Source organism: Mesorhizobium amorphae CCNWGS0123 (assembly GCF_001686985.1).
Classification (GTDB): domain Bacteria; phylum Pseudomonadota; class Alphaproteobacteria; order Rhizobiales; family Rhizobiaceae; genus Mesorhizobium; species Mesorhizobium amorphae.
Genome location: NZ_CP015318.1, coordinates 4175726 through 4199525, shown reverse-complemented (window position 1 = coordinate 4199525; position 23800 = coordinate 4175726). Strand labels below are relative to the sequence as shown.

General features: G+C 62.9%; 20 protein-coding genes. 13 read left to right on the top strand and 7 right to left on the bottom strand.

Annotation, left to right across the window (positions count from 1 at the left end):
• Window positions 1-40 precede the first annotated feature (40 nt).
• From A6B35_RS19730 to A6B35_RS19700, 7 genes are all read left to right on the top strand, one after another.
• Window positions 41-1351: a replication-associated recombination protein A gene (locus A6B35_RS19730; protein ID WP_006205440.1), complete on the top strand. Its 1311-nt coding sequence runs from the start codon at window positions 41-43 to the stop codon at window positions 1349-1351.
• A 215-nt stretch (window positions 1352-1566) separates the two neighbouring features.
• Window positions 1567-2397, top strand: a complete 831-nt coding sequence (locus tag A6B35_RS19725; protein WP_006205439.1) for an aspartyl/asparaginyl beta-hydroxylase domain-containing protein — start codon at window positions 1567-1569, stop codon at window positions 2395-2397.
• A gap of 28 nt (window positions 2398-2425) precedes the next feature.
• Window positions 2426-2800, top strand: a complete 375-nt coding sequence (gene crcB, locus A6B35_RS19720; protein WP_006205438.1) for a fluoride efflux transporter CrcB — start codon at window positions 2426-2428, stop codon at window positions 2798-2800.
• Between the two features lie 139 nt (window positions 2801-2939).
• Window positions 2940-3920, top strand: a complete 981-nt coding sequence (locus A6B35_RS19715; RefSeq protein ID WP_006205437.1) for an RluA family pseudouridine synthase — start codon at window positions 2940-2942, stop codon at window positions 3918-3920.
• 62 nt (window positions 3921-3982) lie between these two features.
• Window positions 3983-4840, top strand: a complete 858-nt coding sequence (locus tag A6B35_RS19710) for a DMT family transporter (protein WP_244426057.1) — start codon at window positions 3983-3985, stop codon at window positions 4838-4840.
• 11 nt (window positions 4841-4851) lie between these two features.
• Window positions 4852-5643 (top strand): ATP12 family chaperone protein, encoded by a 792-nt coding sequence (locus A6B35_RS19705; protein WP_006205435.1) that lies wholly within the window; start codon window positions 4852-4854, stop codon window positions 5641-5643.
• Window positions 5644-5835: 192 nt separating this feature from the next.
• Window positions 5836-7725, top strand: coding sequence for an MFS transporter (locus A6B35_RS19700; protein WP_006205434.1), 1890 nt, complete (start codon window positions 5836-5838; stop codon window positions 7723-7725).
• An 81-nt stretch (window positions 7726-7806) separates the two neighbouring features.
• Here the strand turns inward: A6B35_RS19700 and A6B35_RS19695 are convergent, their stop codons facing one another.
• The gene (locus A6B35_RS19695; protein WP_006205433.1) at window positions 7807-8001 is read right to left on the bottom strand and encodes a DUF2735 domain-containing protein; all 195 of its coding nucleotides are present in this window, start codon (window positions 7999-8001) and stop codon (window positions 7807-7809) included.
• A 310-nt stretch (window positions 8002-8311) separates the two neighbouring features.
• On the opposite strand from A6B35_RS19695, the gene A6B35_RS19690 reads away from it, so the two are divergent.
• Window positions 8312-9352, top strand: a complete 1041-nt coding sequence (locus A6B35_RS19690) for a glutamine synthetase beta-grasp domain-containing protein (RefSeq protein WP_006205432.1) — start codon at window positions 8312-8314, stop codon at window positions 9350-9352.
• A 246-nt stretch (window positions 9353-9598) separates the two neighbouring features.
• Here the strand turns inward: A6B35_RS19690 and glnA are convergent, their stop codons facing one another.
• Together glnA and A6B35_RS19680 are read right to left on the bottom strand one after the other, a co-directional pair.
• A complete protein-coding gene (gene glnA, locus A6B35_RS19685; RefSeq protein ID WP_006205431.1) occupies window positions 9599-11008 on the bottom strand; it encodes a type I glutamate--ammonia ligase in 1410 nt (469 codons plus the stop codon).
• A gap of 51 nt (window positions 11009-11059) precedes the next feature.
• Window positions 11060-11398, bottom strand: coding sequence for a P-II family nitrogen regulator (locus tag A6B35_RS19680; RefSeq protein ID WP_006205430.1), 339 nt, complete (start codon window positions 11396-11398; stop codon window positions 11060-11062).
• 356 nt (window positions 11399-11754) lie between these two features.
• Here A6B35_RS19680 and A6B35_RS19675 point away from each other — a divergent pair, with 356 nt between their 5' ends.
• Entirely contained in the window at window positions 11755-13311 is a 1557-nt protein-coding gene (locus A6B35_RS19675; RefSeq protein WP_006205429.1) for a bifunctional ADP-dependent NAD(P)H-hydrate dehydratase/NAD(P)H-hydrate epimerase, read from the top strand.
• Complete coding sequence (locus A6B35_RS19670; protein WP_006205428.1) at window positions 13308-15311, top strand: hypothetical protein; 2004 nt, start codon at window positions 13308-13310, stop codon at window positions 15309-15311. Before A6B35_RS19675 ends, A6B35_RS19670 begins: the two co-directional genes overlap by 4 nt.
• Window positions 15312-15328: 17 nt before the next feature.
• Here A6B35_RS19670 and waaF read toward each other — a convergent pair whose 3' ends face one another.
• The gene (gene waaF / locus A6B35_RS19665) at window positions 15329-16354 is read right to left on the bottom strand and encodes a lipopolysaccharide heptosyltransferase II (protein WP_006205427.1); all 1026 of its coding nucleotides are present in this window, start codon (window positions 16352-16354) and stop codon (window positions 15329-15331) included.
• Between the two features lie 48 nt (window positions 16355-16402).
• Entirely contained in the window at window positions 16403-17935 is a 1533-nt protein-coding gene (locus A6B35_RS19660) for an acyl-CoA carboxylase subunit beta (RefSeq protein ID WP_006205426.1), read from the bottom strand.
• A gap of 407 nt (window positions 17936-18342) precedes the next feature.
• On the opposite strand from A6B35_RS19660, the gene A6B35_RS19655 reads away from it, so the two are divergent.
• Window positions 18343-19791: a DEAD/DEAH box helicase gene (locus A6B35_RS19655; protein ID WP_006205425.1), complete on the top strand. Its 1449-nt coding sequence runs from the start codon at window positions 18343-18345 to the stop codon at window positions 19789-19791.
• A gap of 89 nt (window positions 19792-19880) precedes the next feature.
• On the opposite strand, the gene A6B35_RS19650 is transcribed toward A6B35_RS19655, so the two are convergent.
• Together A6B35_RS19650 and A6B35_RS19645 are read right to left on the bottom strand one after the other, a co-directional pair.
• Window positions 19881-20855: an alpha/beta hydrolase gene (locus tag A6B35_RS19650; protein ID WP_006205424.1), complete on the bottom strand. Its 975-nt coding sequence runs from the start codon at window positions 20853-20855 to the stop codon at window positions 19881-19883.
• A 113-nt stretch (window positions 20856-20968) separates the two neighbouring features.
• Entirely contained in the window at window positions 20969-21790 is an 822-nt protein-coding gene (locus tag A6B35_RS19645) for an SDR family oxidoreductase (protein ID WP_006205423.1), read from the bottom strand.
• A 224-nt stretch (window positions 21791-22014) separates the two neighbouring features.
• Here A6B35_RS19645 and A6B35_RS19640 point away from each other — a divergent pair, with 224 nt between their 5' ends.
• On the top strand, window positions 22015-23049 hold the full coding sequence (locus tag A6B35_RS19640) for a cysteine synthase A (RefSeq protein ID WP_006205422.1): 1035 nt from the start codon (window positions 22015-22017) through the stop codon (window positions 23047-23049).
• A complete protein-coding gene (locus A6B35_RS19635; RefSeq protein ID WP_006205421.1) occupies window positions 23049-23792 on the top strand; it encodes an alanyl-tRNA editing protein in 744 nt (247 codons plus the stop codon). Before A6B35_RS19640 ends, A6B35_RS19635 begins: the two co-directional genes overlap by 1 nt.
• The last annotated feature ends 8 nt before the right edge of the window (window positions 23793-23800 follow it).

Genomic DNA, 23800 nt, shown 5'->3' with positions numbered 1-23800 from the left:
GGTCTTTCCGAAGAGATACGGCTCCAACCAAAAGACCAGCATGGCCGATCTGTTCAGCGTCGATGAACCAGAAAGGGCGCCGCCAGGCCGGCCGCTGGCCGACCGGCTGCGGCCGAGAAACCTGGGCGAGGTCGTCGGCCAGGAGCATCTGACCGGACCGGACGGCGCACTGACCAGGCTGATCGGTTCCGGCTCGCTCGGCTCGATGATTTTCTGGGGTCCGCCAGGCACCGGCAAGACCACGGTCGCGCGATTGCTCGCCGGCGAAACCAGTCTCGCCTTCGAGCAGATATCGGCGGTGTTTTCCGGTGTCGCCGACCTGAAGAAGGTGTTCGAGGCAGCAAAGCTGCGCCGCTCCAATGGCCGTCAAACTCTCTTGTTCGTCGACGAGATCCACCGCTTCAACCGCGCCCAGCAGGACAGTTTCCTTCCGGTGATGGAAGACGGCACGGTGGTGCTGGTCGGCGCCACCACCGAGAACCCGTCCTTCGAGTTGAATGCGGCGCTGCTTTCCCGTGCACGCGTGCTGGTGTTCCATTCGCTGGGCGAGGAGAGCATCGCGAAACTCCTGGCGCGGGCCGAGGAGACCGAGGGCAGGGCGCTGCCGCTCGAAGACGAGGCGAGGGCGATGCTCATCCGCATGAGCGACGGCGACGGTCGTGCGTCGCTGACGCTGGCGGAGGAAGTCTGGCGGGCAGCCAAGGCCGGCGAGGTGTTCACTCCGGAGGGCCTGCAGCGCATCGTCCAGCGCCGCGCGCCGATCTACGACAAGGGCCAGGACGGCCACTACAATCTGATCTCGGCGCTGCACAAATCGGTGCGGGGGTCCGACCCGGATGCGGCGCTCTACTACCTCGCCCGCATGTTCGACGCCGGCGAGGATCCGCTCTATCTCGGGCGCCGGCTGGTGCGCATGGCGATGGAGGATATCGGGCTGGCCGACCCGCAGGCGCTGGTCGTCGCCAACGCCGCCAAGGATGCCTACGACTATCTGGGCTCGCCCGAGGGCGAACTCGCTTTCGCCGAGGCCACGGTCTATCTCGCCACTGCACCGAAATCGAATGCTGTCTACATCGCGTTCAAGGCGGCGACGCAGGCGGCGAAGGAATACGGATCGCTGCTGCCGCCGAAACACATCCTCAACGCGCCGACCAAATTGATGAAGGAAGAGGATTACGGCGCCGGCTATCGCTACGACCATGACGAGCCCGACGCCTTTTCAGGCCAGGATTACTTTCCGGAAAAGATGGGCCGGCGAACCTTCTACGACCCGCCCGAGCGCGGCTTCGAGCGCGATATCCGCAAGCGGCTGGAGTATTGGGCGAAGCTGCGCGGCGAACGGGAAAGGTAGGCTTGGCGCGCGCTGCCGTCCATTGATCTGAAGTGGTGCGGCAAACTCCAAATATTTTTTGCTGGCAGCAGCCGTCGGCCATACGGACAATATGCGATGGCATTGTGCCGGGGAACAAAAGACCTTATCAAGGCGCACGACCTCGGGGGTGGTCGCTGTCAAGATGCTTGGCGACAGTCACTCGGAACAGGAATCGCGCCTGGCGCGAGCAAGAAATGACAAAATCCCTTCGCAAATCCCTCCGCCAGCTGGTCATAGCGGTGCCGCTGCTTGCAATCGGTTTCTACTTCATTCCGATCCTGACCACGATCTGGATCGTCTGCGGCCTGATCGACGTGCTGCGCAACGCCAACAAGAACCTGTCGCTGTTTCGCGGCTATTTCCTCGGCAACGGAATCTTCACCTGGCTGCTGTCGCCCTTCAATCTGCTGGTCGACCTGCTTTGCTACAGGAACCCGGGCGTCTGGAAGCTGGAGCAGTTTCCGCCGGACTATCAGCGCGAGGTCAACGAGGTTCTCGACGTCTTCAAGGCGCGCAAGGATGAGATCATCGCCGATATCGACGCCAATTTCGGCACCGGCCGCCGGGGCATGTATGTCTACCAGTGGTACGGCAAGCACAAGATCGACAACGTTGCCGAATTCAACAAGGATTTCAAATACATCAAGACGATCGCCGTATCGGTTTTCAGGGGCAAGGAATCGACCTCCTGGCATTTCGGGCCGCTGCGCCTCAGCCTGCGCATCCTCTACAACCTTCTCCCGGTGAAGGCCGAGGTTTTCGTCGAGTGCAACAACGTCAAGAACTATTGGCACGACAATCCGCTGTACATTTTCGACGACACGTTGCTGCACCGTTCGGTCAACGAATATGACGGGCGCCGCTACTGCGTGTTCATGGACATCATCCGTCCGTCGCCGTTTCCGCGCCTGATTTCGGCGCTGCTTGCCATCGTCTCGGTCAGTGTCGAGCGGGTCAATTCCATGTTCTACAAGAACTGGAAGATGATCGGCTCCAGCAAGCCGAAGAAGGTCGGCGCGAACTGAAATAGCGATCAAGGACGGTAGACCGGCGATGATTGATCTCCTCCTCGTTGCCGTGGGCGGCGCCATTGGGTCCGGTATCCGCCATTTGGTGAATTTCGCCGCATTGCGCATTGCCGGCCCGAATTTTCCCTGGGGCACGATGGCGATCAACGTCGTCGGCTCATTTGGCATGGGCGTTTTCATTGCCATCATGGCGCGGCGCGGCGGATCGAACGAGCTTCGGCTCTTCATTGCCACCGGCATCCTGGGCGGCTTCACCACGTTTTCGGCTTTTTCGCTCGATTTCGCGACGCTGTGGGGGCGGGGCGAGGCGCTGCCGGCTTTCGGATACGCGCTTGTCAGCGTCATTGGCGCGATCTTTGCCCTGTTTCTGGGTCTTTGGCTCGCAAGAACCGTTTCATAGTGCTATTGCCGCGGCCTACAGCGCCGCGCATCCTGTTGGACGCGCAAAGGACTGTAAAAACCTTGATCTTGCGCACGATCCTTTCCGAAAATCGGAATCGATTTTCGGGGTCATGCGCGAGAAACACGGATAGGCGAAAATGGCAGGCGTAGAGCAGATCACAGTGGAGGCCGGCGAGGCTGGCATGCGGCTCGATCGCTGGTTCAAGACCCATTTCCCGGGTCTCGGTTTCGGCCATCTGCAGAAGCTGTTGCGCTCCGGCCAGGTCCGCGTCGATGGCGGCCGGGTGAAGGCCGACACCCGTGTCGAGCCGGGCCAGATGGTCCGCGTGCCGCCGCTCGAAGTCGACAAGAAGGGCGAGAGCCCGCTCACCGGCCACTCGATCCGCAACCAGGGCGACGCCGACGTGCTCGCCAAGATGCTGATCCACGAGGATCCAAAGGTCTTCGTCTTCAACAAGCCGGCGGGTCTGGCCGTTCAGGGTGGCTCGGGTGTCACCCGCAATGTCGACGACATGCTGGAGGCCTGGCGCAACCAGAAGGGCGAGAAGCCGCGCCTGGTGCACCGGCTCGACCGCGACACGTCAGGCGTGCTAGTCGTTGCCCGCACCAGGCTCGCGGCGATGAAGCTCTCCGAGGCGTTCCGGGCGCGCGAGACCAAGAAGACATACTGGGCCCTGGTCAAGGGCGTCCCGCCGAAGCGCGAGGACAAGATCTCGACATGGCTGATCAAGGAGCCGACGCCGGACGGCGACCGCGTGCGCGTGGCCGCGCATGGCGAAAAGGGCGCCGATCACGCCGTGTCCTATTATCGCGTCATCGAGCAGGCGGCACAGACCATGACCTGGCTGGAAATGGAGCCTTATACGGGCCGTACCCACCAGCTTCGCGTTCATGCCGCCCATATCGGCTGTCCGATCATTGGCGACCCCAAATATTTCGAGGCCGATACCAATTGGGACTTTCCGGGCGGCATTCAAAACCGCCTGCATCTGCATGCGCGCCGCATCGTCATCCCGCACCCGGACAAGGGCGTCATCGATGTGACCGCGCCGATGCCGCCGCATATGCGCCAGAGCTGGAACCTGATCGGCTTCGACGACGCCAGCGCGGAGGACTGAGATTGGCCGTTGCGCCCGCATTGGATCGTCGCGACGCGGTCGACCTGGCGGCGGCGGCCATCATGGTCGGGCTGACGTTTTCCTGGGGGCTCAACTACGTCGCCGCCAAGATCTCCTATGCCGGCTACGATCCGGTTTTCCTGTCGATCGCACGCTCGATCATCGGCGGCCTCTGCGTATTCGGCTGGTGCCGCTGGCGCGGTATTGCGCTGTTTACGCCAGACAAAACCCTTGTCTCGGGGGCCTTGGTGGGCTCTCTGTTTGGCGTCGAGTTCCTGTGCCTCTATGTCGGGCTCGAACACACCACCGTTGCCCGCAACACGCTTCTGGTCAACACCATGCCGTTCTGGGTGCTGATCGGCGGGCACTTCCTGCTCGACGAGCGCGTCACGGGGCGCAAGCTTGTCGGCCTTGTGCTGGCGTTTGGCGGACTGGCCGCCGTGTTCTCCGACAAGATGAGTGCAACCGGTGGCTCGACATTGACAGGTGATCTGCTCAGCCTCGCCGCCGGCATCCTCTGGGCCCTGACCAGCATCGTCATCAAGCGCTCGAAACTGGCCGAGACCAGCGCCGAGAAGTTGCTGCTCTATCAATTGGCCGGTGCCGTCGTCGTCGGTGTCCTGGTCCTGCCTTTCGCCGGACCCTCGATCCGCGACTTTGCCGCCTTGCCGACATTGGCGCTGCTGTTCCAGGCTGTCTACGTCGTCGCCTTCACCTATGTGCTGTGGTTCTGGCTGCTCAGGCGCTACCCGGCATCCGGCCTGTCGAGCTTCACCTTCCTGTCGCCGGTGTTCGGCGTGCTGTGCGGCGCGGTGATCTTGAGCGAGCCGCTGACCGTGCGTATCTTTCTGGCACTCGGCCTGATCGCGGCCGGACTGATCATCGTCAACCGGCCGGTGCGCAAGCAAATCCCCGGATAGAAAGTTCTGGCATGCGCGATATCCTCAACGACCTCGAAGCGGGAAAGCAGCTGTCCGATCCGGACCCGGTGCGCCGCGCCCAGATCCAGATGAAGACGCCGCTGCCGAAGCGTTTCTACAAGGCGGTCTCGGTCGCGCCGGTCGAGGACGGCTTTGCCGTGCACCTCGACGGCAAACCGGTGCGCACGCCCGGCAAGGCGCAGCTGGTGCTGCCGACCGAGAAGGCGGCGGCGCTGGTCGCCGGCGAGTTCGACGCACAGGGCGAGACCATCGACCCGGTTTCGATGCCGGTGATGCGTCTCGTCAACACGGCCATCGACGGCGTCGCCAGCGACCCGCAGGCGGTGCTGGAGGATATTCTGCGCTTTGCCTCGTCCGATCTGCTCTGCTACCGCGCCGACGCGCCGCAAGGGCTGGTCGATCGCCAGAACGCGCTCTGGGATCCGGTCATCGACTGGGCGCGCACCGCGCTTGGCGCTCGCTTCAACCTTGCCGAAGGCATCATCCACGTCGAGCAGCCGCGCGAGACCATTGCGGTGCTGGGCGTCCACCTTGCCCAGCGCAAAGAACCGCTGCGACTGGCGGCCATCCATGTCATGACGTCGCTGACGGGTTCGGCGCTGCTGGCGCTGGCGGTCGATTTCGGCGAGCTCGACGGCGAGGCGGCCTGGGCTGCCGGTCATGTCGACGAGGACTGGCAGATCGAGCATTGGGGGCAGGATGCCGAAGCTGTCGCGCGCCGGTCGGCCCGCAAGCGTGACATGATGGCGGCGGTCGGTCTTCTCGATGCGCTCAAGGGCTGACGATCGTTTCCCGATTTCTTTTTGCACTGCACATTAGACCAAAGTCATAATCCCAAGGTTGGTCTGCCTCTGGGAGGTGCTTTCTGTCATTTTTTGCGTCGATGGCTGCACTGAGTCCGCGTTTTCGAGGAGAACGCCGACCAATCACCCGCAGCGTCGAAGACAGACGGGATCTCACGGGAGGACATATCAATGGCAATGGCATCGACCGCCGGCGAAACCAGCCGCGGCATGACGCGAGAGGAAAAGAAGGTCATCTTCGCTTCCTCGCTCGGCACCGTTTTCGAATGGTACGATTTTTATCTCTACGGCTCGCTGGCAGTGTTCATTGGTTCGACTTTCTTCAGTCCAACCATTCCGGAAGCGACGCGCAACATCTTCGCGCTGCTTGCTTTCGCCGCCGGTTTCCTGGTGCGCCCGTTCGGCGCGCTGCTCTTCGGCCGCATCGGTGACCTTGTCGGCCGCAAATATACTTTCCTTGTCACCATGACGATCATGGGTCTGTCGACCTTCCTGGTCGGCTTGCTGCCTGGATATGCAACTTTGGGCATCGCGGCTCCCGTGATCCTGATCATCCTGCGTATGCTGCAGGGCCTGGCGCTGGGCGGCGAGTATGGCGGTGCGGCCACCTATGTCGCCGAGCACGCGCCGGACAACCGCCGCGGCTACTACACGTCGTGGATACAGACGACGGCGACACTGGGCCTGTTCCTGTCGCTGGTCGTGATTCTGATCGTGCAGGGTTCATTGAGCAAGGAAAACTATGCTGCCTGGGGCTGGCGTATTCCGTTCCTCGTATCCTTCCTGCTGCTCGGCATCTCGATCTGGATCCGGCTTTCATTGTCTGAGTCGCCGACCTTCCAGCGCATGAAGGCTGAGGGCAAGGGCTCCAAGGCGCCGCTGACGGAAGCCTTCGGCCAATGGAAGAATGCCAAGATCGCCCTGCTGGCGCTGCTCGGCCTCACCGCCGGCCAGGCCGTGGTCTGGTACAACGGCCAGTTCTACGCGCTGTTCTTCTTGACCAACGTGCTCAAGGTCGACGCGCAGTCGGTCAATATCATGATCGCGATCGCGCTGGCGGTCGGCTCGATCTTCTTCGTCGTGTTCGGATGGCTGTCCGACAAGATCGGCCGCAAGCCGATCATCATGGCGGGTCTTGCACTCGCCATCGTCTGCACCTTCCCGCTGTTCAAGGCGCTGACCTGGGCGGCCAACCCGGCGCTCGCCACCGCGCAGCAGAACACGCGTGCAACCGTGACTGCCGCCCCTGGCGACTGCAGGTTCCAGTTCAACCCGGTCGGCACGGCAAAATTCACGACGTCCTGCGACATCGCCACCTCGTTCCTGACCAAGAACTCGGTGCCTTATGACGTGGTGTCAACTGCAGCACCGGGAACCGCCGCGTCGGTCAAGATCGGCAACGAGACGGTGGAGTCCTACGATGCGATCGCCGCCGGCGATCAGGCCAAGGCCAAGGAAACCGCCTTCATCAAAGCCGTCAACATGTCGCTGCAGGACGGCGGCTATCCGCTGAAGCGTGCTGCCGCCAAGGTAACGGACCAGAAGCTCGATGCCTTTGTCGCTGCCAACCCTGAGCTGAAGCTCGATGCCGCCGCAATCCGCGCCGGCGAAAAGGCGTCGGTTCCGACCGACCAGGCGATCAAGGACAAGCTCCTGACCGCTGACGAGGCAGCGGGTGCGCCCGAAGTCACCGTCTACACCATACCGGGCGGCGGCGCCTTCGCCATGTTCGCCGATCCGGCGGCGGTGAACTGGCCGATGACGATCGGCATCCTGTTCATCCTGGTCATCTTCGTCACCATGGTCTACGGACCGATCGCGGCGATCCTGGTCGAGATGTTCCCGACCCGCATCCGCTACACCGGCATGTCGCTGCCCTATCACATCGGCAATGGCTGGTTCGGCGGGTTGCTGCCGGCAACGGTGTTCGCGCTCAGCGCCTACCGAGGCGATATCTACTACGGCCTCTGGTATCCGGTGGTGATCGCGGCGATGTCGCTGATCATCGGCATGATCTTCGTCAGGGATACGCTCGGCACCAACCTGCACGACAAGCAGTAGGGCCGATCAGTCGCCTGTAAGAAAGCCCGGCGTGAGCGATCACGCCGGGCTTTTTCATGCGAAAGCGTTTGCAGGAAAAGATCAGCTCTTGCGCTGCTGGTTCTCTTCCTCGATCGCAGCCTCATGGTACCAGCCGTCAAAATCGGCATGCGTGTTGCGCAGCGAGGCAAGCTCTGCCGCGAACTTGGCCTTTGCGCCTAAATTTGAGGCAGGCATGCGCGCTGCCATTGGGAACATCAGGATTTTGGCCGATGGGCGTGCAGAGACGATTTCCATTGCCGGCTCCCTTCTTCCTTTAGGAACTTGCCGATTCACCTTTTCGCCAAGATAGGTTCTGCGATTCATTTAAGCAATATGCCTGCGAAAAGATCAGTATTTGCCTAATATTTATGCATGATATGCTTTTGACCGATCTGGGCGCATTGCTGAGGCGGCTCTGTAAATTCAACGCAATGCCCCGACCATTTTGCCGCACCCGCGGGAGCGCGAATGGCACACGATTTGCATTTTAACGGTCCGGCAGGCTGGCTCGATCCGGCCATGCATCGACACCGTGTGCGGTGGTCAAGCAACGAGAGGCTCTAGAATGACCAAATACAAGCTCGAGTATATCTGGCTCGATGGATACACCCCGGTCCCCAATCTTCGCGGCAAGACCCAGATCAAGGACTATGCCGAGTTCCCGACGCTCGAGCAGCTGCCGCTGTGGGGCTTCGATGGTTCCTCGACGCAGCAGGCCGAAGGCCACAGCTCCGACTGCGTGCTGAAGCCGGTCGCCGTGTTCCCGGATCCGGCCCGCACCAATGGCGTGCTGGTGATGTGCGAAGTCATGATGCCCGATGGCGTGACGCCGCACAGCTCCAACAAGCGCGCCACCATCCTCGACGACGAGGGCGCCTGGTTCGGCTTCGAGCAGGAATATTTCTTCTACAAGGACGGTCGTCCGCTCGGCTTCCCGGAGAGCGGCTATCCGGCGCCGCAGGGCCCTTATTACACCGGCGTCGGCTATTCGAATGTCGGCTCGGTCGCGCGCCAGATCGTCGAGGAGCATCTCGACCAGTGTCTCGCCGCCGGCATCAACCATGAAGGCATCAACGCCGAAGTGGCCAAGGGCCAGTGGGAATTCCAGATCTTCGGCAAAGGCTCCAAGAAGGCTGCCGACCAGATGTGGATGGCGCGCTATTTGATGCAGCGCCTGACCGAGAAATACGGCATCGACATCGAGTATCACTGCAAGCCGCTCGGCGACACCGACTGGAACGGCTCGGGCATGCACGCCAACTTCTCGACTGCCTATATGCGCGAAGTCGGCGGCAAGGCCTATTTCGAAGCGCTGATGGCGGCTTTCGACAAGAACCTGATGGATCACATCGCCGTCTACGGCCCGGACAACGACAAGCGTCTGACCGGCAAGCACGAGACCGCGCCGTGGAACAAGTTCAGCTACGGCATCGCTGACCGCGGCGCCTCGATCCGCGTGCCGCACTCGTTCATCAACAACGGCTACAAGGGCTATCTGGAAGACCGCCGTCCGAACTCGCAGGGCGACCCCTACCAGATCGCTTCGCAGATCCTGAAGACGATCGCCTCGGTTCCGGCCAGCGGCGAGGTTTCTGCTGCGGCTTGAGCATTCGTCACGACGTAGGCTTCAGTGTCTGCGCGGGCTCATACAAAACCCCGGCGTTCAAACCGCCGGGGTTTTTCTTTGTCTCTGCTGAAACGCTCGCTCTTCACGCGGTCAATCGTGCATCAAGATTGGCGAGGATCTGTTCCCATGAACGAAATACAAGCCAGACGCGTTCCGACTTCGGCGTGCCCCAAACAAAAACCCCGGCGTCTCCGCCGGGGTTTTCTTTGCCTCTGAGACGATCGCTCAGACCGAATAGTACATGTCGTATTCGACCGGATGCGGGGTCATTTCGAAGCGCATCACCTCGGCCATCTTCAGCTCGATGTAGCTGTCGATCTGGTCGTCGTCGAAGACGCCGCCGGCTTTCAGGAAGCCGCGGTCCTTGTCGAGGCTCTGCAGGGCTTCGCGCAGCGAGCCGCAGACGGTCGGGATCTTCTTCAGTTCCTTCGGCGGCAGGTCGTAGAGATCCTTGTCCATCGGCTGTCCCGGATGGATCTTGTTCTTGATACCGTCGAGGCCGGCCATCAGCATGGCGGCGAAGGCGAGGTAGGGGTTCGCGCCCGGATCGGGGAAGCGGACCTCGACGCGCTTGGCCTTCGGCGACGAGCCGAACGGAATGCGGCAGGACGCCGAACGATTGCGCGCCGAATAGGCGAGCAGCACAGGCGCTTCATAGCCCGGCACCAGACGCTTGTAGGAATTGGTCAGCGGGTTGGTGAAGGCGTTGATGGCCTTGGCGTGCTTGATGATGCCGCCGATGTAGAACAGGCAGCTTTCCGACAGGCCGGCGTATTCGTTGCCGGCGAAGGTCGGCTTGCCGCCTTTCCAGATCGACTGGTGGACGTGCATGCCCGAGCCGTTGTCGCCGAAGATCGGCTTCGGCATGAAGGTGGCCGTCTTGCCATAGGCGTTGGCGACCTGGTGCACGACATATTTGTAGATCAGCATCTTGTCGGCGTTGCGGACCAGCGTGTCGAACTTGATGCCGAGCTCGTGCTGGGCGGCGGCGACCTCATGGTGGTGCTTTTCGACGCGCACGCCCATTTCGGCGAGCACGGTCAGCATTTCCGAGCGCATGTCCTGCGCGGAATCGATCGGCGGCACAGGGAAGTAGCCACCCTTGATGCGCGGGCGGTGGCCGAGGTTGCCGGTCTCGTAGTCGGTGTCGTCATTGGACGGCAGTTCGGTGGAGTCCAGCCGGAATCCGGTATTGTACGGATCGGCCTTGTACTTGACGTCGTCGAAGACGAAGAACTCGGCTTCCGGGCCGACATAGATGGTGTCGCCGATGCCCTCCGACTTCATGTAGGCCTCGGCCTTCTTGGCGGTGCCGCGCGGGTCGCGGTTGTAGGATTCGCCGGAGACCGGATCGAGGATGTCGCACAGGATGACCATGGTCGACTGGGCGAAGAACGGGTCCATATGCACCGTGTCGGGATCCGGCATCAGCACCATGTCGGACTCGTTGATCGCCTTCCAGCCGGCGATCGAGGATCCGTCGAACATGACGCCATCGGCGAACATGTCTTCCTCGACCTCGACGACATCCATCGTCACGTGCTGCAGCTTGCCCTTCGGATCGGTGAAGCGCAGGTCGACGAATTTCACGTCGTTGTCCTTGATCTGCTTCATGATGTCTTTGGCTGTCGTCATGTCATTTCATCCCTGTGTGCTGACGGTTCGAGGAAACTGAAATCAGAAAGCTCAGACGGCGTCCATACCCGTTTCACCGGTGCGGATACGAACGACTTCCTCGATGTTGGAGACGAAGATCTTGCCGTCGCCGATACGGCCCGTCTGCGCCGCCTTGCGGATGGCTTCGATCGCGCCTTCGACCGCGTCGTCGCCAAGCACAACCTCGATCTTCACCTTGGGCAGGAAATCGACGACATATTCCGCGCCCCGGTAAAGTTCGGTATGGCCCTTCTGCCGGCCGAAGCCCTTGGCCTCGGTAACGGTGATGCCTTGCAGCCCGGCCTCCTGAAGCGCTTCCTTCACTTCGTCTAGCTTGAACGGCTTGATGATCGCTTCGATCTTTTTCATGTAAAAAATGGCCTCCACTGCCAAAAAGACGGGTTGTGAGCCCCGCTTGCGCCTCCTTCAAGCACGAACTGTGCCAATTTCGGCTGAAACGAAGCGGTATCACGCGATTTCAACACCATGCCGCACCGGGATGCACATCCGCGTCATTCGCGGCATTGGATGCGGCATGGACTCCCAAAGCCTAGTCACTACGGTTGCGCTTGTCCGCCCAATATTTAGGCAATCCGTATATTTTGCGGGCAGATTGCGCGGCGCTTCGTTCCTCCAACGATGCTTTCGCTCTCGCAATCCGCCTCGCGGCGTTTGCGTCAGACTGAAAACTGGACAATGCTCGATTGAAATGCGGACGGCAATCCATGAGCAACGAACTTCTGTCTCCGGCCGAAATGGGCGAAGCCGACCGGCTGGCGATCGCCGCCGGCCCGCTGGATGGTTTCGGCCTTATGCGCCGTGCCGGCGAAGCGGTGGCCGCGGTTGTGCTGGCACGCTATCCGGCCGCGGCACCTGTGCACGTGCTGTGCGGTCCCGGCAACAATGGCGGCGACGGCTATGTCGTTGCCGGCGTGCTGCATGACAGCGGCGTCGATATCCGGTTGTGGGCGTCCGGTCCGCCCAGGGCGGGCAGCGATGCGGCCATAGCCGCCGCCGAATGCCCGGTCGCGCCCCGGCCGCTGTCGGCATTCGGCGCCGAGAAGAACGCGGTCGTGGTCGACGCGCTCTACGGGGCAGGGCTGTCCAAGCCACTGTCGGGCGATGCAGCCCGGGCAATCGAAATCGTCACGGCGCTGAACCTGCCTGTTGTCGCCGTCGACCTGCCCTCCGGCGTTTCCGGCGAAAGCGGCAACATACTGGGGCAGGCGTTCCATGCCGACGCCACCGTTACCTTCGCGCGCAAGAAGCCCGGCCATCTGCTGCTGCCGGGGTGCGAGCGGTGCGGTGAGATCGTGCTTGCCGACATCGGCATCGGGGCCGAGATCATTGCACAACTCAAGACGCAGGCCTTCGAGAACGTGCCGGCGCTTTGGCTGGACACGCTTCCCGTGCCCGCGGTCGATGCCCACAAATACAGACGCGGCCATGCCGGTGTCTTTTCCGGCGGGCCGTCGGCGACGGGTGCCGCGCGGCTGTCGGCGCTTGCCGCTGCCAGAAGCGGGGCAGGGGCGGTGACGGTGCTGTCGCCGGCGAACGCCATGCAGGTCAACGCCGCGCATCTCACCTCGATCATGCTGCGCAAGGCCGATACGGTCGAGGACGTGCACGATTTCATCGGCGACCGACGACCATCGGCCTTCGTCCTCGGTCCCGGTTTCGGAGTTGGTGACAAGACCCGGGATTTTGCCCTGGCGATGCTGGGTGCCGGACGGCAAAGTGCCGCCGGGGCCGGACGGCAAGGTGCCGCCGGCTCGATCGACGGGCTGGTGCTCGATGCCGACGGCATCACCTCGTTTCGTGATGAGCCGGATACGCTGTTCGAAGCGGCGCATCAGGCGAAAGCCCCCGCGCTGGTGATGACGCCGCATGAGGGCGAGTTCGGCCGGTTGTTCCCGGACATCGCGGGGGACAACAGCCTGTCCAAGCTGGCCAAGGCGCGCGCGGCTGCCGCACGTGCCAATGCGATCGTCGTCTACAAGGGCGCCGACACGGTCATCGCAGCACCAAATGGCCGGGCGGCGATCAACAGCAATGGTGCGCCCTGGCTCGCCACCGCTGGGTCTGGCGATGTGCTGGCGGGCATCATCGCCGGACTGCTGGCGCAGGGCATGCAGCCTTTCGAGGCTGCCTGTGCGGCGGTGTGGATCCATGCCGAAGCGGGTAGCCGCTTCGGACCCGGGCTGATCGCCGAGGATCTGCCGCTTGCCATGGTGCCGGTGCTGCGCGCGTTGATCGGCAGCCGCAAGGGAATCGCTGGATGACCCACCGCTTCGCGCTGATTGCCGGATTTCTTGTGGCGCTCTTGATGGCGCAGGTGGCGCGCGCCGAGGGTCCGGTGACCATGGTCGACGATCCGGCGATTCTCGCCGCCCTCGATGCCAGGGGTTTTGGCTTTGCCGGAGTTTTCGCCGTCGATGGCGAGGACGATTTGAAGGCCCTCTATGACGAGGCGCCGGCCTATCACGCGATCGTCGACACGGTGGCAGGCGACGTCGCCGCCTTGCGCGCGGAAATGAAGGCCGGCGGGCGGACGCTCTATGAGGTGACCGACGGCAATGTCGGCCGCATCATGGACATACGTTGGCTGAAGACGGCCGCGGCGCGCTTCCGGCTGGTCGGTGTCGTCAACCGGTTGGACCGGCGCGACTTCGCTGATGTGCAGGGCGAGAGCAACTGTGGCGAGGTGCGGTTCATCTACCGGCTTGCCTACAGCTTCAAGAAGAACGGCAAGGTGCTGGCCTCGCGCCTGCCATTTAATTTCAACGCCGTCTACAGTGTCGCGCCGGATGCCGATGGCGGCTGCGTTGGCGTTGCAGGGCGCTGGACGCCGCAACTCGACGAGAGCGTCGATGCCGGTTGGTTTGCTGGAGGGCCGCTGGAAAAGGCTGGCCTCAGCTTCAAGCAGCTCGAGCTCAACGCGCAGATCGTGCGCTTTCCCTCCGGCCAGGAGACCGAGTTCGGCGGCCAGGCTGCCTATCTGATGCGGATATTCGACTTTGACGGCGCCGCCATCATCGAGAAGCCGCTGGAAAACACGCCGGATACGGCGCGGTTGACGGAAGACGCCGCGCTCAAGAAAAGGTTGGCCGACTATATCAGCGACAACGTCGCGGCGGTCGATCTCGGCGTCTACGAAATGCCGGATGAATTCCTGGCCAAGAAGGTCATCTCGTGGTCGACCTTCGGCAGCGCCAGGCAGGCCAACCACCCGTTTACGCCATTGTTCCAGCCAACGGATTTCGCAGGGCTCGATTATTCCGGGCTGAAGCTGGTGCGCACGCCGGAGGCGCTGGTCGAGCGGCTGGACAATGGCGCCTGCCAGGGCTGCCATCAGGCGGGCTCCACCGCCGGCTTCCATTTCATCGGCCTCGACGACAGAACGACGTCGCCGCTCAACCGCATCGAGGTCGGCATCTCGCCACACCTGCATGCCGAGATACCGCGTCGCGAGGCTTGGCTGCGCGCGACGATCGACGGGAAGGAGCCGAACCGGTTCCGGCCGCTGTCCTTCGCGCCGCCGGCCGCTTGGACGGATCCAGGCAATGTCGACTACGCGCCGGCCGAGATGGCGATGCCGTGCCTGGTGCCGGAGGATGCCGCCCGCTTCGGCGCCACCTGGCAGTGCGGCGGCGGCACCGTCTGCACGCCGCTGGCCACGGCATCGGGCGTGCGCACCAAGCTGGCGCAATGCCTGCTGCCCAAGGACAGCAAGGACATGTTTTCCGGCCATCCATGCCTGACCGGCTCGATCGCCAGCGATGAGAGGCAGCCTTTCAACGATCGTTACAAAATCACCGGGCAGTTCGCCGCTTTCGCGACCGATATTTCACGCACCGCCTATACGTGCCGCCCGCCGAAGATCGGGGTGCCGGCCGGCATCGCCTATCGCGGCTGCGACGACAAGGATCGTGCCTTTGCCGCCTTCAAGGCGGGCAAGCCGATGCCCAGCGAGATCTGCGGGCTGGTCGGCGGGAAAAAGTTCGATACCTGCGTGGCGACCAACAATTTCGACCAGTGCCTCGGCGGCGCGGTCAATCGCGGTAACCGTCCGGCCTGCTCGACCGATCACTTTTGCCGCGAGGATTATATGTGCCAGTCGCTGCCGTCAGACACGCCTGGTGTCGGCAAGGTGAAAGGCATCGGCTTCTGCTCGCCGACCTATTTCATCTTCCAGATGCGCATCGACAACCATGCAACGCCATGGGCGAGTGCGGCGCGCGCCACAATGGGCGCCGGGTTCGGGGCAGCGGAGGAGGAATAGGGCGCCGGATATCCAGGTCAGGCGCCTTGCGGACGGCGCGCTTGCGCCACAGCGTCCGCCAGGGCCTCAAGCACTCTTTCCTCGCTGATGTCTCGCGTATGCTCGATCCAGCTTGGCGTCGAAATCGGCGGCTCGACATACCGGACCTGGTCGTTCACAGGACCGGTTTCGTAGGAGCGGTTCGACCCAAAGATGAGCACGCACGGCCCACCCAAAGCAGCGGCCGCATGCGCGATACCACCATCGACGCCGAGGAAGACGGTCGAGGCAGCGATCTGGCACATGGCGTCGGTGATGTCAGGGGTCGATGTGAAATCCAGCGCCTCCGGAAGCGCTGCCCGGATCTGGGCCGCGGCCTCGCGTTCGCGCGGGCCGCCGACAATCCATATCGACCAGCCGCGCCTGGCGTGATCCCTGGCGACCGAGACGAAACGCTCCGGCGGCCATGAACGGAAGTTGGCGAAGTCCGACGTGTAGAGCGCCAGCGCCGGCCTTGCCGCGTCGATCCCGTGCCGGACGCGCCAAGCCGACAACTCCTCGGGCGAAACCGCCATTCGCGGCGGCGGCAACCGCGTTCCGTCAGCCGGCTTCTCACCCAGCATGGCGATGGCGCAGACCTGCTCGAACAGCCTTGTCTTGCGCGGGCCGAAAGCCACCAAACTCTTCAGCCAGCCGACCGGCAGCCGGTTGACGATGCCGAACTGCAATTCGCGCGGATAGCCGATACGTTCGGGGATGCCCGCCATCCAGGGCACCAGGGCCGCCTTGGTGCTGCTGGAGAGAAGATAGCATGCGCGATAATTCTGCTCGCGAAGCTGGCGGGCCAACTGCATGCGCTTGCCGAAGCCAGCCTGCAAGTGCCGCTTGTCCAGCACCCAGGCCTTCCTGACGTGAGGCATCAGTCGCGCGAGGGGTGCTGCAAGCGGCGAGGTGATGACATCGATGGGATGGCCGGGAAACCGTTCGGCGATGACCTGAATGGCCGAATGGCAGCGAACGAAATCGCCGATCGCCGGCAAGCAGAAGACAAGGATAGGACTCAATGGGTGATTACCTGTTCGGTGGGAAGAAGGCTGCGTCGACGGTGCGCCTCACAGCGGAATGTTGTCGTGCTTCTTCCAGGGGTTCTGCATGTCCTTGTTGCGCAGCATGCGCAGCGCCCGGGCTATGCGGCGGCGGGTCGAGTGCGGCATGATCACCTCGTCGACATAGCCGCGCTCGGCGGCGACGAAGGGCGACAGGAAGCGGTCCTCGTAAGCCTTTGTATGGGCTGCGATCTTTTCGGAGTCGCCGATATCCTTGCGGTAGATGATTTCGACGGCGCCCCTGGCGCCCATCACAGCGATCTGCGCCGTCGGCCAGGCATAGTTCATGTCGCCGCGCAGATGCTTCGAGGCCATCACGTCATAGGCGCCGCCATAGGCTTTTCTTGTGATGACGGTGATCTTCGGCACGGTCGCTTCGGCATAGGCGAACAACAGCTTGGCGCCGTGCTTGATCAGCCCGCCATACTCCTGCGCCGTACCCGGCAGGAAGCCCGGAACATCGACGAAGGTCACGATCGGGATCGAAAAGCAGTCGCAGAAACGCACGAAGCGCGCCGCCTTGCGGCTGGCGTCGGAATCGAGCACGCCCGCCAGCACCATCGGCTGGTTGGCGACGAAGCCGACCGTGCGGCCCTCGACGCGGCCGAAGCCGGTGACGATGTTTTTGGCAAAGCTCTGCTGGATCTCGAAGAAGTCGCCCTCGTCGGCGACTTTGAGGATCAGTTCCTTGATGTCGTAAGGCTTGTTGGCGTTGTCGGGGATCAGCCGGTCGAGCGACAGATCGTGGTCGGTCACCGACTGGTAGCATTCGATCTCGGGAAGCTCTGCCGTGTTGGAAGCGGGCAGCAGATCGACCAGCCGGCGCATCTGCAGCAGCGCCTCGACATCATTGTCATAGGCGCCGTCGGCGATCGAGGATTTGGTCGTGTGGACGCTGGCGCCGCCGAGGCTTTCGGCGGTCACCGTCTCGTTGGTGACGGTCTTCACCACGTCCGGTCCGGTGACGAACATGTAGGAGGTGTCGCGCACCATGAAGATGAAGTCGGTCATGGCCGGCGAATAGACGTCGCCGCCGGCGCAAGGACCCATGATCAGCGAGATCTGCGGGATGACGCCGGAGGCCAGCACGTTGCGCTGGAAAATCTCGGCATAGCCGCCAAGTGCCGCCACGCCTTCCTGGATGCGGGCGCCGCCGGCGTCGTAGAGGCCGATGATCGGCGCGCGGTTGCGCAGCGCCATCTCCTGCACCTTGACCACCTTCTCGGCGTGGGCCTCCGACAGCGAGCCGCCGAAGACGGTAAAGTCCTTGGCGAAGAGATAGACCGGGCGGCCGTTGACCGTGCCCCAGCCGGTGACGACGCCGTCGCCGGCGATCTTGGTCTTCTCCATGCCGAAATCGGTCGAGCGATGCTCGACATACATGTCGAACTCTTCGAACGAGCCCTCGTCGAGGAAGACATCAATGCGCTCGCGGGCGGTGAGCTTGCCCTTCTTGTGCTGGGCATCGATGCGCGCCTTGCCGCCGCCCATGCGGGCGATCTCGCGGCGGCGCTCGAGTTCCTTCAGCACGTCCTTCATCGCCGGTCCCCAAATGGAAAGCTGCATTTGTGGTAATGATGCCCGCAAGCGAGCGCAAGCGCCGCTTTCACCCTCGATTTGCTGCGCTGCAACATGACACCCCTTGCATTCCGGGGCGAACTCAGCCATATGCAGCGGCATAGGCGCTTGGGCCGGCACTGTCCGGCCTTCTCGACGAATGAGACTGGTTGCGTCTGTTTTCCCTCTTTCCGGTATATCGGCCCCTCTTTCCGGTACATCACAAAGCGGCGAAAAAGCCCCGTGGCATGATGCCTGCGGGCACGACAGCGCAGCCGAGTGGACGAAAACGTCCGCCCGCCTTGTCGTTTCATATCAATTTTTTCGACGGCAGGTTGCGCCCTGCCGCATCGATGTTTGCGGCTAAGGCCGCGTGAAAGAAGACTATTTTGACCAACGAAAACACTTTTGCCGGTAACACTACATCGGCCGGCAACACTGGGGAACTCTCGGGTTTCGCAGCACTTGGAATTTCGGGCGCGCTGCTCAAGGCGACCCATGCGGCGGGCTTCACCGATCCGAAGCCGATCCAGGTCCAGGCAATCCCGCCACAGCTGGAAGGCCGTGACATTTTCGGCATCGCCCAGACCGGCTCGGGCAAGACGGCGGCCTTCGCGCTGCCGATCCTGTCGAAGATCATCGCGCTCGGCACCAAGCGGCGCGCCAAGACGACCCGCGCGCTGATTCTGGCGCCGACCCGCGAACTTGCCGTGCAGATCGAGGACACCATCAAGATCCTCGCCAAGGGTGCGCATGTTTCGACCGCGCTGGTGCTCGGCGGCGTCTCCCGCTTCAGCCAGGTGAAGAAGGTTGCTCCCGGCGTCGACATCCTGATCGCCACGCCCGGCCGTCTGACCGACCTGGTGCGCGAGGGCGACCTCATTTTGTCCGACACCAAATGGCTGGTGCTCGACGAAGGCGACCGCATGCTCGACATGGGTTTCATCAACGACGTCAAGCGCATCGCCAAGGCGACCGCGCCGGATCGCCAGACGGCGCTGTTTTCGGCCACCATGCCGGATGAAATCGCCGAGCTGGCCAAGGGCCTGTTGAAGAACCCGGTTCGCATCGAGGTCTCGCCGCAGAGCACCGCGGCGGCCGAGATCGTGCAGGGCGTCGTCTTTGCCCGCACCAAGCAGAAGCGGCAGGTGCTGTCCAAGATGCTCGCCGACGAGGCGATGAGGTCCGTCATCATCTTTTCGCGCACCAAACATGGCGCCGACCGGGTGACCAAGGATCTCGAGCGCGATGGCTTCAAGGCCGCCGTCATCCATGGCAACAAGTCGCAGAACGCCCGCCAGAAGGCGCTCAACGATTTCCGCGACGGCTCGGTGCGCATTCTGGTGGCGACCGATATCGCGGCGCGCGGCATCGACGTGCCCGGCATCAGCCATGTGGTGAACTTCGACCTGCCTGATGAAGCGGAAAGCTATGTCCACCGCATCGGCCGCACCGGCCGCAACGGCATGGACGGCATTGCCATCACGCTTTGCGATCCGTCCGAGAACAGCAAGCTGCGCCAGGTCGAGCGCATCATCCGCAGCAAGCTGCCGATCGTTGCCGACCATCTCGGCAGCCCCGATCCGCAGCGCAATCCTGCTGAAAAGAACGAGCGCTTCGAGCCGGCCAAGGATCGCGCCGACCACAATGGCCGTCGCGATGGCCGGCGGCCGGGCGGCAACAACGGTTTCGGCAAGAAGCGGTTCGGCGACAAGCCGGCCGGCGATCGTCCGTTCGCGGCCAAGCCGCAAGGCGAGCGTCCGGAGGGCCGCAAGCCGTTCAAGGGCAACAACAAGCGCCGTTTCGGCGGCAAGCGGCCGGCTACCCGCGCTGCCTGAACCGACTGCGCGGTCGAGCCCCTGGCCTGATCGCTGACTGAAACAAGGGCGACCGGAGCAGTGCTTCGGTCGCCTTTTTCGTTTCGTGTCTATTCCGTGAGCGCCTTGACCCAGACGACGATGCGCTGCGCCAGGAAGGCCGTGGTCGATGGCGACAGTGCGTCGCCGGCAATGACGTGGTTGTCCTGGTCGCCGGTGTCGTCGACCGGCACCAGTTCATGCGCGGCGCCCCAACGCCCGGCGATCTCGCGCGTGCGGTCGGGCCGCACCACTTTGTCCGAATCCGAAAAGATGAACAGAGCGGGGATGGTTGCCTTCTCGACTGGCGCGCCATAGGCAAGCTCCACCAGCGCCTCCATCGGCAGTGTCGCCGCCATCGGATATTTGTAGGTCCAGAATTTTTCGTGCAGAGCATTGCGCGTCGGGAAGCTGCGCTCCTTGCCGCCGACGAGCTCGGCGATCTGCTTGCCCCACGGCATGGTCAGGATCTCGGCACCGGAAGCCTTGACGCCGAAATTGGGCGAGATGAATGCGATCGCGGCGGCGCCGTCCGAGGCATCCGGCTGCGTCGCCGCCCAGGCCGCCAGCGAGCCGCCGGTCGAAGTGGCGATGACGATCACCTTGTCGCCGATCGCCCGGCCGATGGCGAGCGCTTCCTCATAGTCGTTGATCCAGGCATTGACGCTGCCCTGCGCCATTGCGGCGCTGTCCTGACCATGGCCGGTGAGGCGGGTGTAGAAGAGGTTGGCGTCGAGCTGGTCTGCCACGTCATCGGGCAGCGGACGAACCTCGCCCTTCGACGCCGAAAACCCATGGATGTAGACGATCGCCAGCCTTGTCCTGGCGCGAACCATCGGGTTGGCCCAGATGATCTCCTTCTCCAGACCTTCGCGGATATTGGGAACAGCGGCCTCTTCGCGCGCCAGATAGGCCTGCGGATCGTCGCCGATCCCCTTGGGATCGAAGCGGATCGTGGTGTCGACGGGAACGCGCGGGCCAAGCACGAAGGCCATGACAAGAACGACGGCGAGGCCCAACACCGCAAGCACGATCCGCCGCCCCATTAACAGACTCCACGCAATAATTCTCAACCTATGGGCGCGAGTGCAAACAGGCAACGGGGACCTGTGGACGACGCGGTCGCCACTAGTGGACGACGCGGCCGCGCCGACGATCGCTACTCGCCGGGCGGCTTGCGGTCGAAGTTGAGCGGCCGGGCTATCCAGGCGGTCGTCAGGCCGATCACCCAGCGTCCGACCGGCCGCGGCAGCAGGCCGAGCAGCTTCAGGGGCCAGCTTATGTGGTAGGGAAAGGTGACTTCGAAGCCGCCGGACTTGATGCCGCGCGCCATGCGGCGCGAAGCGCGATGGACAGGCATCAGGCCCGGCATTGGCAGCATGTTCTTTTCCGTCAGCGGCGTGTCGACAAAGCCCGGGTTTATCACCTGGACGCGAATGTTCATCTTGTCGAAATCGTACTTCAGCGACTCGGCCAGGATGTTGATGGCCGCCTTGGTGCCGCCATAGGCGGCAGTGGTCGGCCAGCCGGAATAGGCCGTCACCGATCCGACAAGCACAACATGGCCGCGCGAACGCACCCGCATGTGCTCGACGACAGGCACCAGGCCGTTGAGGATGCCGAAATAGTTGACCTCGAAGGACCGGCGGAAATCCCGTACGATCAGGTCTTCGCCAGGGGTGGCGATGTAGTTCCCCGCGTTGAATACGGCCAGCACGATCGGGCCGAGATCCTTTTCGATTGCCGCGACCGTCGCTGCCATGCGCTGCTCGTCGGTGACGTCGCAAGGAAAGGAGGTGACGCGGCCTGGCATCTGCGCCGTTTCGACGAGCAGCGTGTCGACCGGATCGGAGTCCAGTGCGGTCACGGCAACGGCATAGCCTTGCGCCGCGAGGTCCTTGGCCAATGCACGGCCGATGCCGCTGCTGCCGCCGGTGATCCAGGCGACACCGTGCTTCGGGTTGGCCCGATAGAGAGTCATGCTGCGCCCTGTGAATGTGTCGCTAGTGCTCTAGCGGCGGATAAATCGAATGAAAAGAGCGCTTTTCGCGCGATGTGGAAATGAACATTTTGACAACACATCCGTTTTGAGACGCATCCTGGCAATTGCGGTGTCCGAAATGCCGCTAGTCCAGGCAAATTCTTGCCTTGAAACCGAAGCTTCGGGTTTCTAGGGTCTCGCCGCACCTACATTAAGGAATCTCCATGCATCGTTCTGTGATCGAAGCGATTGGCAACACGCCCCTGATCCGTCTCAACAAGGCGTCGGAAGCAACCGGTTGCGAGATCCTGGGCAAGGCCGAATTCATGAATCCGGGTCAGTCGGTCAAGGACCGGGCCGGCCTGTTCATCATCCGCGACGCCGAACAGCGCGGGCTTTTGAAGCCGGGCGGCGTCATCGTCGAGGGAACGGCCGGCAACACCGGTATCGGCCTGACGCTGGTCGCCAAGGCGCTCGGCTATCGCACGGTGATCGTCATCCCGGACACGCAGAGCCAGGAGAAGAAGGACGCGATCAAAATGCTCGGTGGCGAGCTGATCGAGGTGCCGGCAGTGCCTTACAAGAACCCCAACAATTACGTGAGGCTGTCGGGGCGCCTGGCCGAGCAGATGGCGCATTCGGAGCCGAATGGCGCGATCTGGGCCAACCAGTTCGACAACGTCGCCAACCGTGACGGCCATATCCGCACCACGGCGCAGGAAATCTGGGCGCAGACCGGCGGCAAGGTCGATGGCTTTGTGTCGGCCGTCGGTTCCGGCGGGACGCTGGCCGGCGTTGGGCTTGGGCTGAAGGCCAAAAGCAACGACGTCAAGATCGCGCTCGCCGATCCGCTGGGCGCGGCACTCTACAGTTTCTACACCAGCGGCGAATTGAAGTCCGAGGGCAGCTCGATCACCGAAGGCATCGGCCAGGGGCGCATCACTGCCAATCTCGAAGGCTTCACGCCGGATTTTTCGTTCCAGATTCCGGATGAGGAAGCGTTGCCGATCGTCTTCGACCTGATCCAGGAAGAAGGCCTGTGCGTCGGCGGCTCGACCGGCATCAACATTGCCGGCGCCATCAGGCTGGCGCGCGAACTGGGTCCCGGCCATACCATCGTCACCCTCCTTTGCGACTACGGCACGCGCTACCAGTCGAAACTGTTCAACCCCGAGTTCCTGCGCGAAAAGAATTTGCCGGTGCCGGGCTGGATGGAAGTGAAAGCGGAAATATCGGTGCCGTTCGAAAAGGTCGCGTGATGGCACACAAGACCAAAGCGCTGTTTCGCGAGGACGCCTATCTGAGGACGACTGAGGCTCAAGTGGTCGCCGTCAACGAGCGCGGCGGCATCATCCTCGACCGGTCGATCTTCTATGCAACGTCGGGTGGCCAGCCGGGCGACACCGGTGCGTTGGAGCGCGCCGATGGCAGCCGCATCGTCATTGCCGCCACCATCACCGGCGAGACCAAGGACGAGATCATCCATGTACCGTCGCCGGAGCAGGTGGTTCCTGGTGTCGGCGAGCGGCTGAAGCTCGCCATCGATTGGGAGCGGCGGCACCTTCTGATGCGCATGCATGCCGCCTGCCATTTGCTCACCGTTGTCTGTCCGTACCCGATCACGGGTGCCGCTGTTTCCGAGGACGACAGCCGCGTCGACTTCGACATTCCGGATGCCGGTTTCACCAAGGAGGACGTGACGGCGGGGCTGATGGAACTGGTGCGTGCCGACCATCCGATCTTTACCCGTCTGATCACCGACGAGGAACTGGCGGCCAATCCCGGTCTGGTGAAATCCAAGAATGTGCGGCCGCCCGCCGGCACCGGCAAGATCCGCCTGGTCTGCATCGGCGAGAATGCCTCGATCGACAGCCAGCCTTGCGGCGGCACCCATGTGAAGAGCACCGGCGAAGTCGGCGAGATCCATATCGGCAAGATCGAAAAGAAAGGCCGCGAGAACCGGCGCTTCCGTATACGCTTCGGGCCGATGCCGGCGATCTGAAGGTCAGT

Bases quoted from the DNA above. Each gene is read 5' to 3' on its own strand.
- A6B35_RS19730 (WP_006205440.1), top strand. From the start codon at position 41: ATGGCCGATCTGTTCAGCGTCGATGAACCAGAAAGGGCGCCGCCAGGC.
- A6B35_RS19725 (WP_006205439.1), top strand. From the start codon at position 1,567: ATGACAAAATCCCTTCGCAAATCCCTCCGCCAGCTGGTCATAGCGGTG.
- crcB (WP_006205438.1), top strand. From the start codon at position 2,426: ATGATTGATCTCCTCCTCGTTGCCGTGGGCGGCGCCATTGGGTCCGGT.
- A6B35_RS19715 (WP_006205437.1), top strand. From the start codon at position 2,940: ATGGCAGGCGTAGAGCAGATCACAGTGGAGGCCGGCGAGGCTGGCATG.
- A6B35_RS19710 (WP_244426057.1), top strand. From the start codon at position 3,983: ATGGTCGGGCTGACGTTTTCCTGGGGGCTCAACTACGTCGCCGCCAAG.
- A6B35_RS19705 (WP_006205435.1), top strand. From the start codon at position 4,852: ATGCGCGATATCCTCAACGACCTCGAAGCGGGAAAGCAGCTGTCCGAT.
- A6B35_RS19700 (WP_006205434.1), top strand. From the start codon at position 5,836: ATGGCAATGGCATCGACCGCCGGCGAAACCAGCCGCGGCATGACGCGA.
- A6B35_RS19695 (WP_006205433.1), bottom strand. From the start codon at position 8,001: ATGGAAATCGTCTCTGCACGCCCATCGGCCAAAATCCTGATGTTCCCA.
- A6B35_RS19690 (WP_006205432.1), top strand. From the start codon at position 8,312: ATGACCAAATACAAGCTCGAGTATATCTGGCTCGATGGATACACCCCG.
- glnA (WP_006205431.1), bottom strand. From the start codon at position 11,008: ATGACGACAGCCAAAGACATCATGAAGCAGATCAAGGACAACGACGTG.
- A6B35_RS19680 (WP_006205430.1), bottom strand. From the start codon at position 11,398: ATGAAAAAGATCGAAGCGATCATCAAGCCGTTCAAGCTAGACGAAGTG.
- A6B35_RS19675 (WP_006205429.1), top strand. From the start codon at position 11,755: ATGAGCAACGAACTTCTGTCTCCGGCCGAAATGGGCGAAGCCGACCGG.
- A6B35_RS19670 (WP_006205428.1), top strand. From the start codon at position 13,308: ATGACCCACCGCTTCGCGCTGATTGCCGGATTTCTTGTGGCGCTCTTG.
- A6B35_RS19660 (WP_006205426.1), bottom strand. From the start codon at position 17,935: ATGAAGGACGTGCTGAAGGAACTCGAGCGCCGCCGCGAGATCGCCCGC.
- A6B35_RS19650 (WP_006205424.1), bottom strand. From the start codon at position 20,855: ATGGGGCGGCGGATCGTGCTTGCGGTGTTGGGCCTCGCCGTCGTTCTT.
- A6B35_RS19645 (WP_006205423.1), bottom strand. From the start codon at position 21,790: ATGACTCTCTATCGGGCCAACCCGAAGCACGGTGTCGCCTGGATCACC.
- A6B35_RS19640 (WP_006205422.1), top strand. From the start codon at position 22,015: ATGCATCGTTCTGTGATCGAAGCGATTGGCAACACGCCCCTGATCCGT.
- A6B35_RS19635 (WP_006205421.1), top strand. From the start codon at position 23,049: ATGGCACACAAGACCAAAGCGCTGTTTCGCGAGGACGCCTATCTGAGG.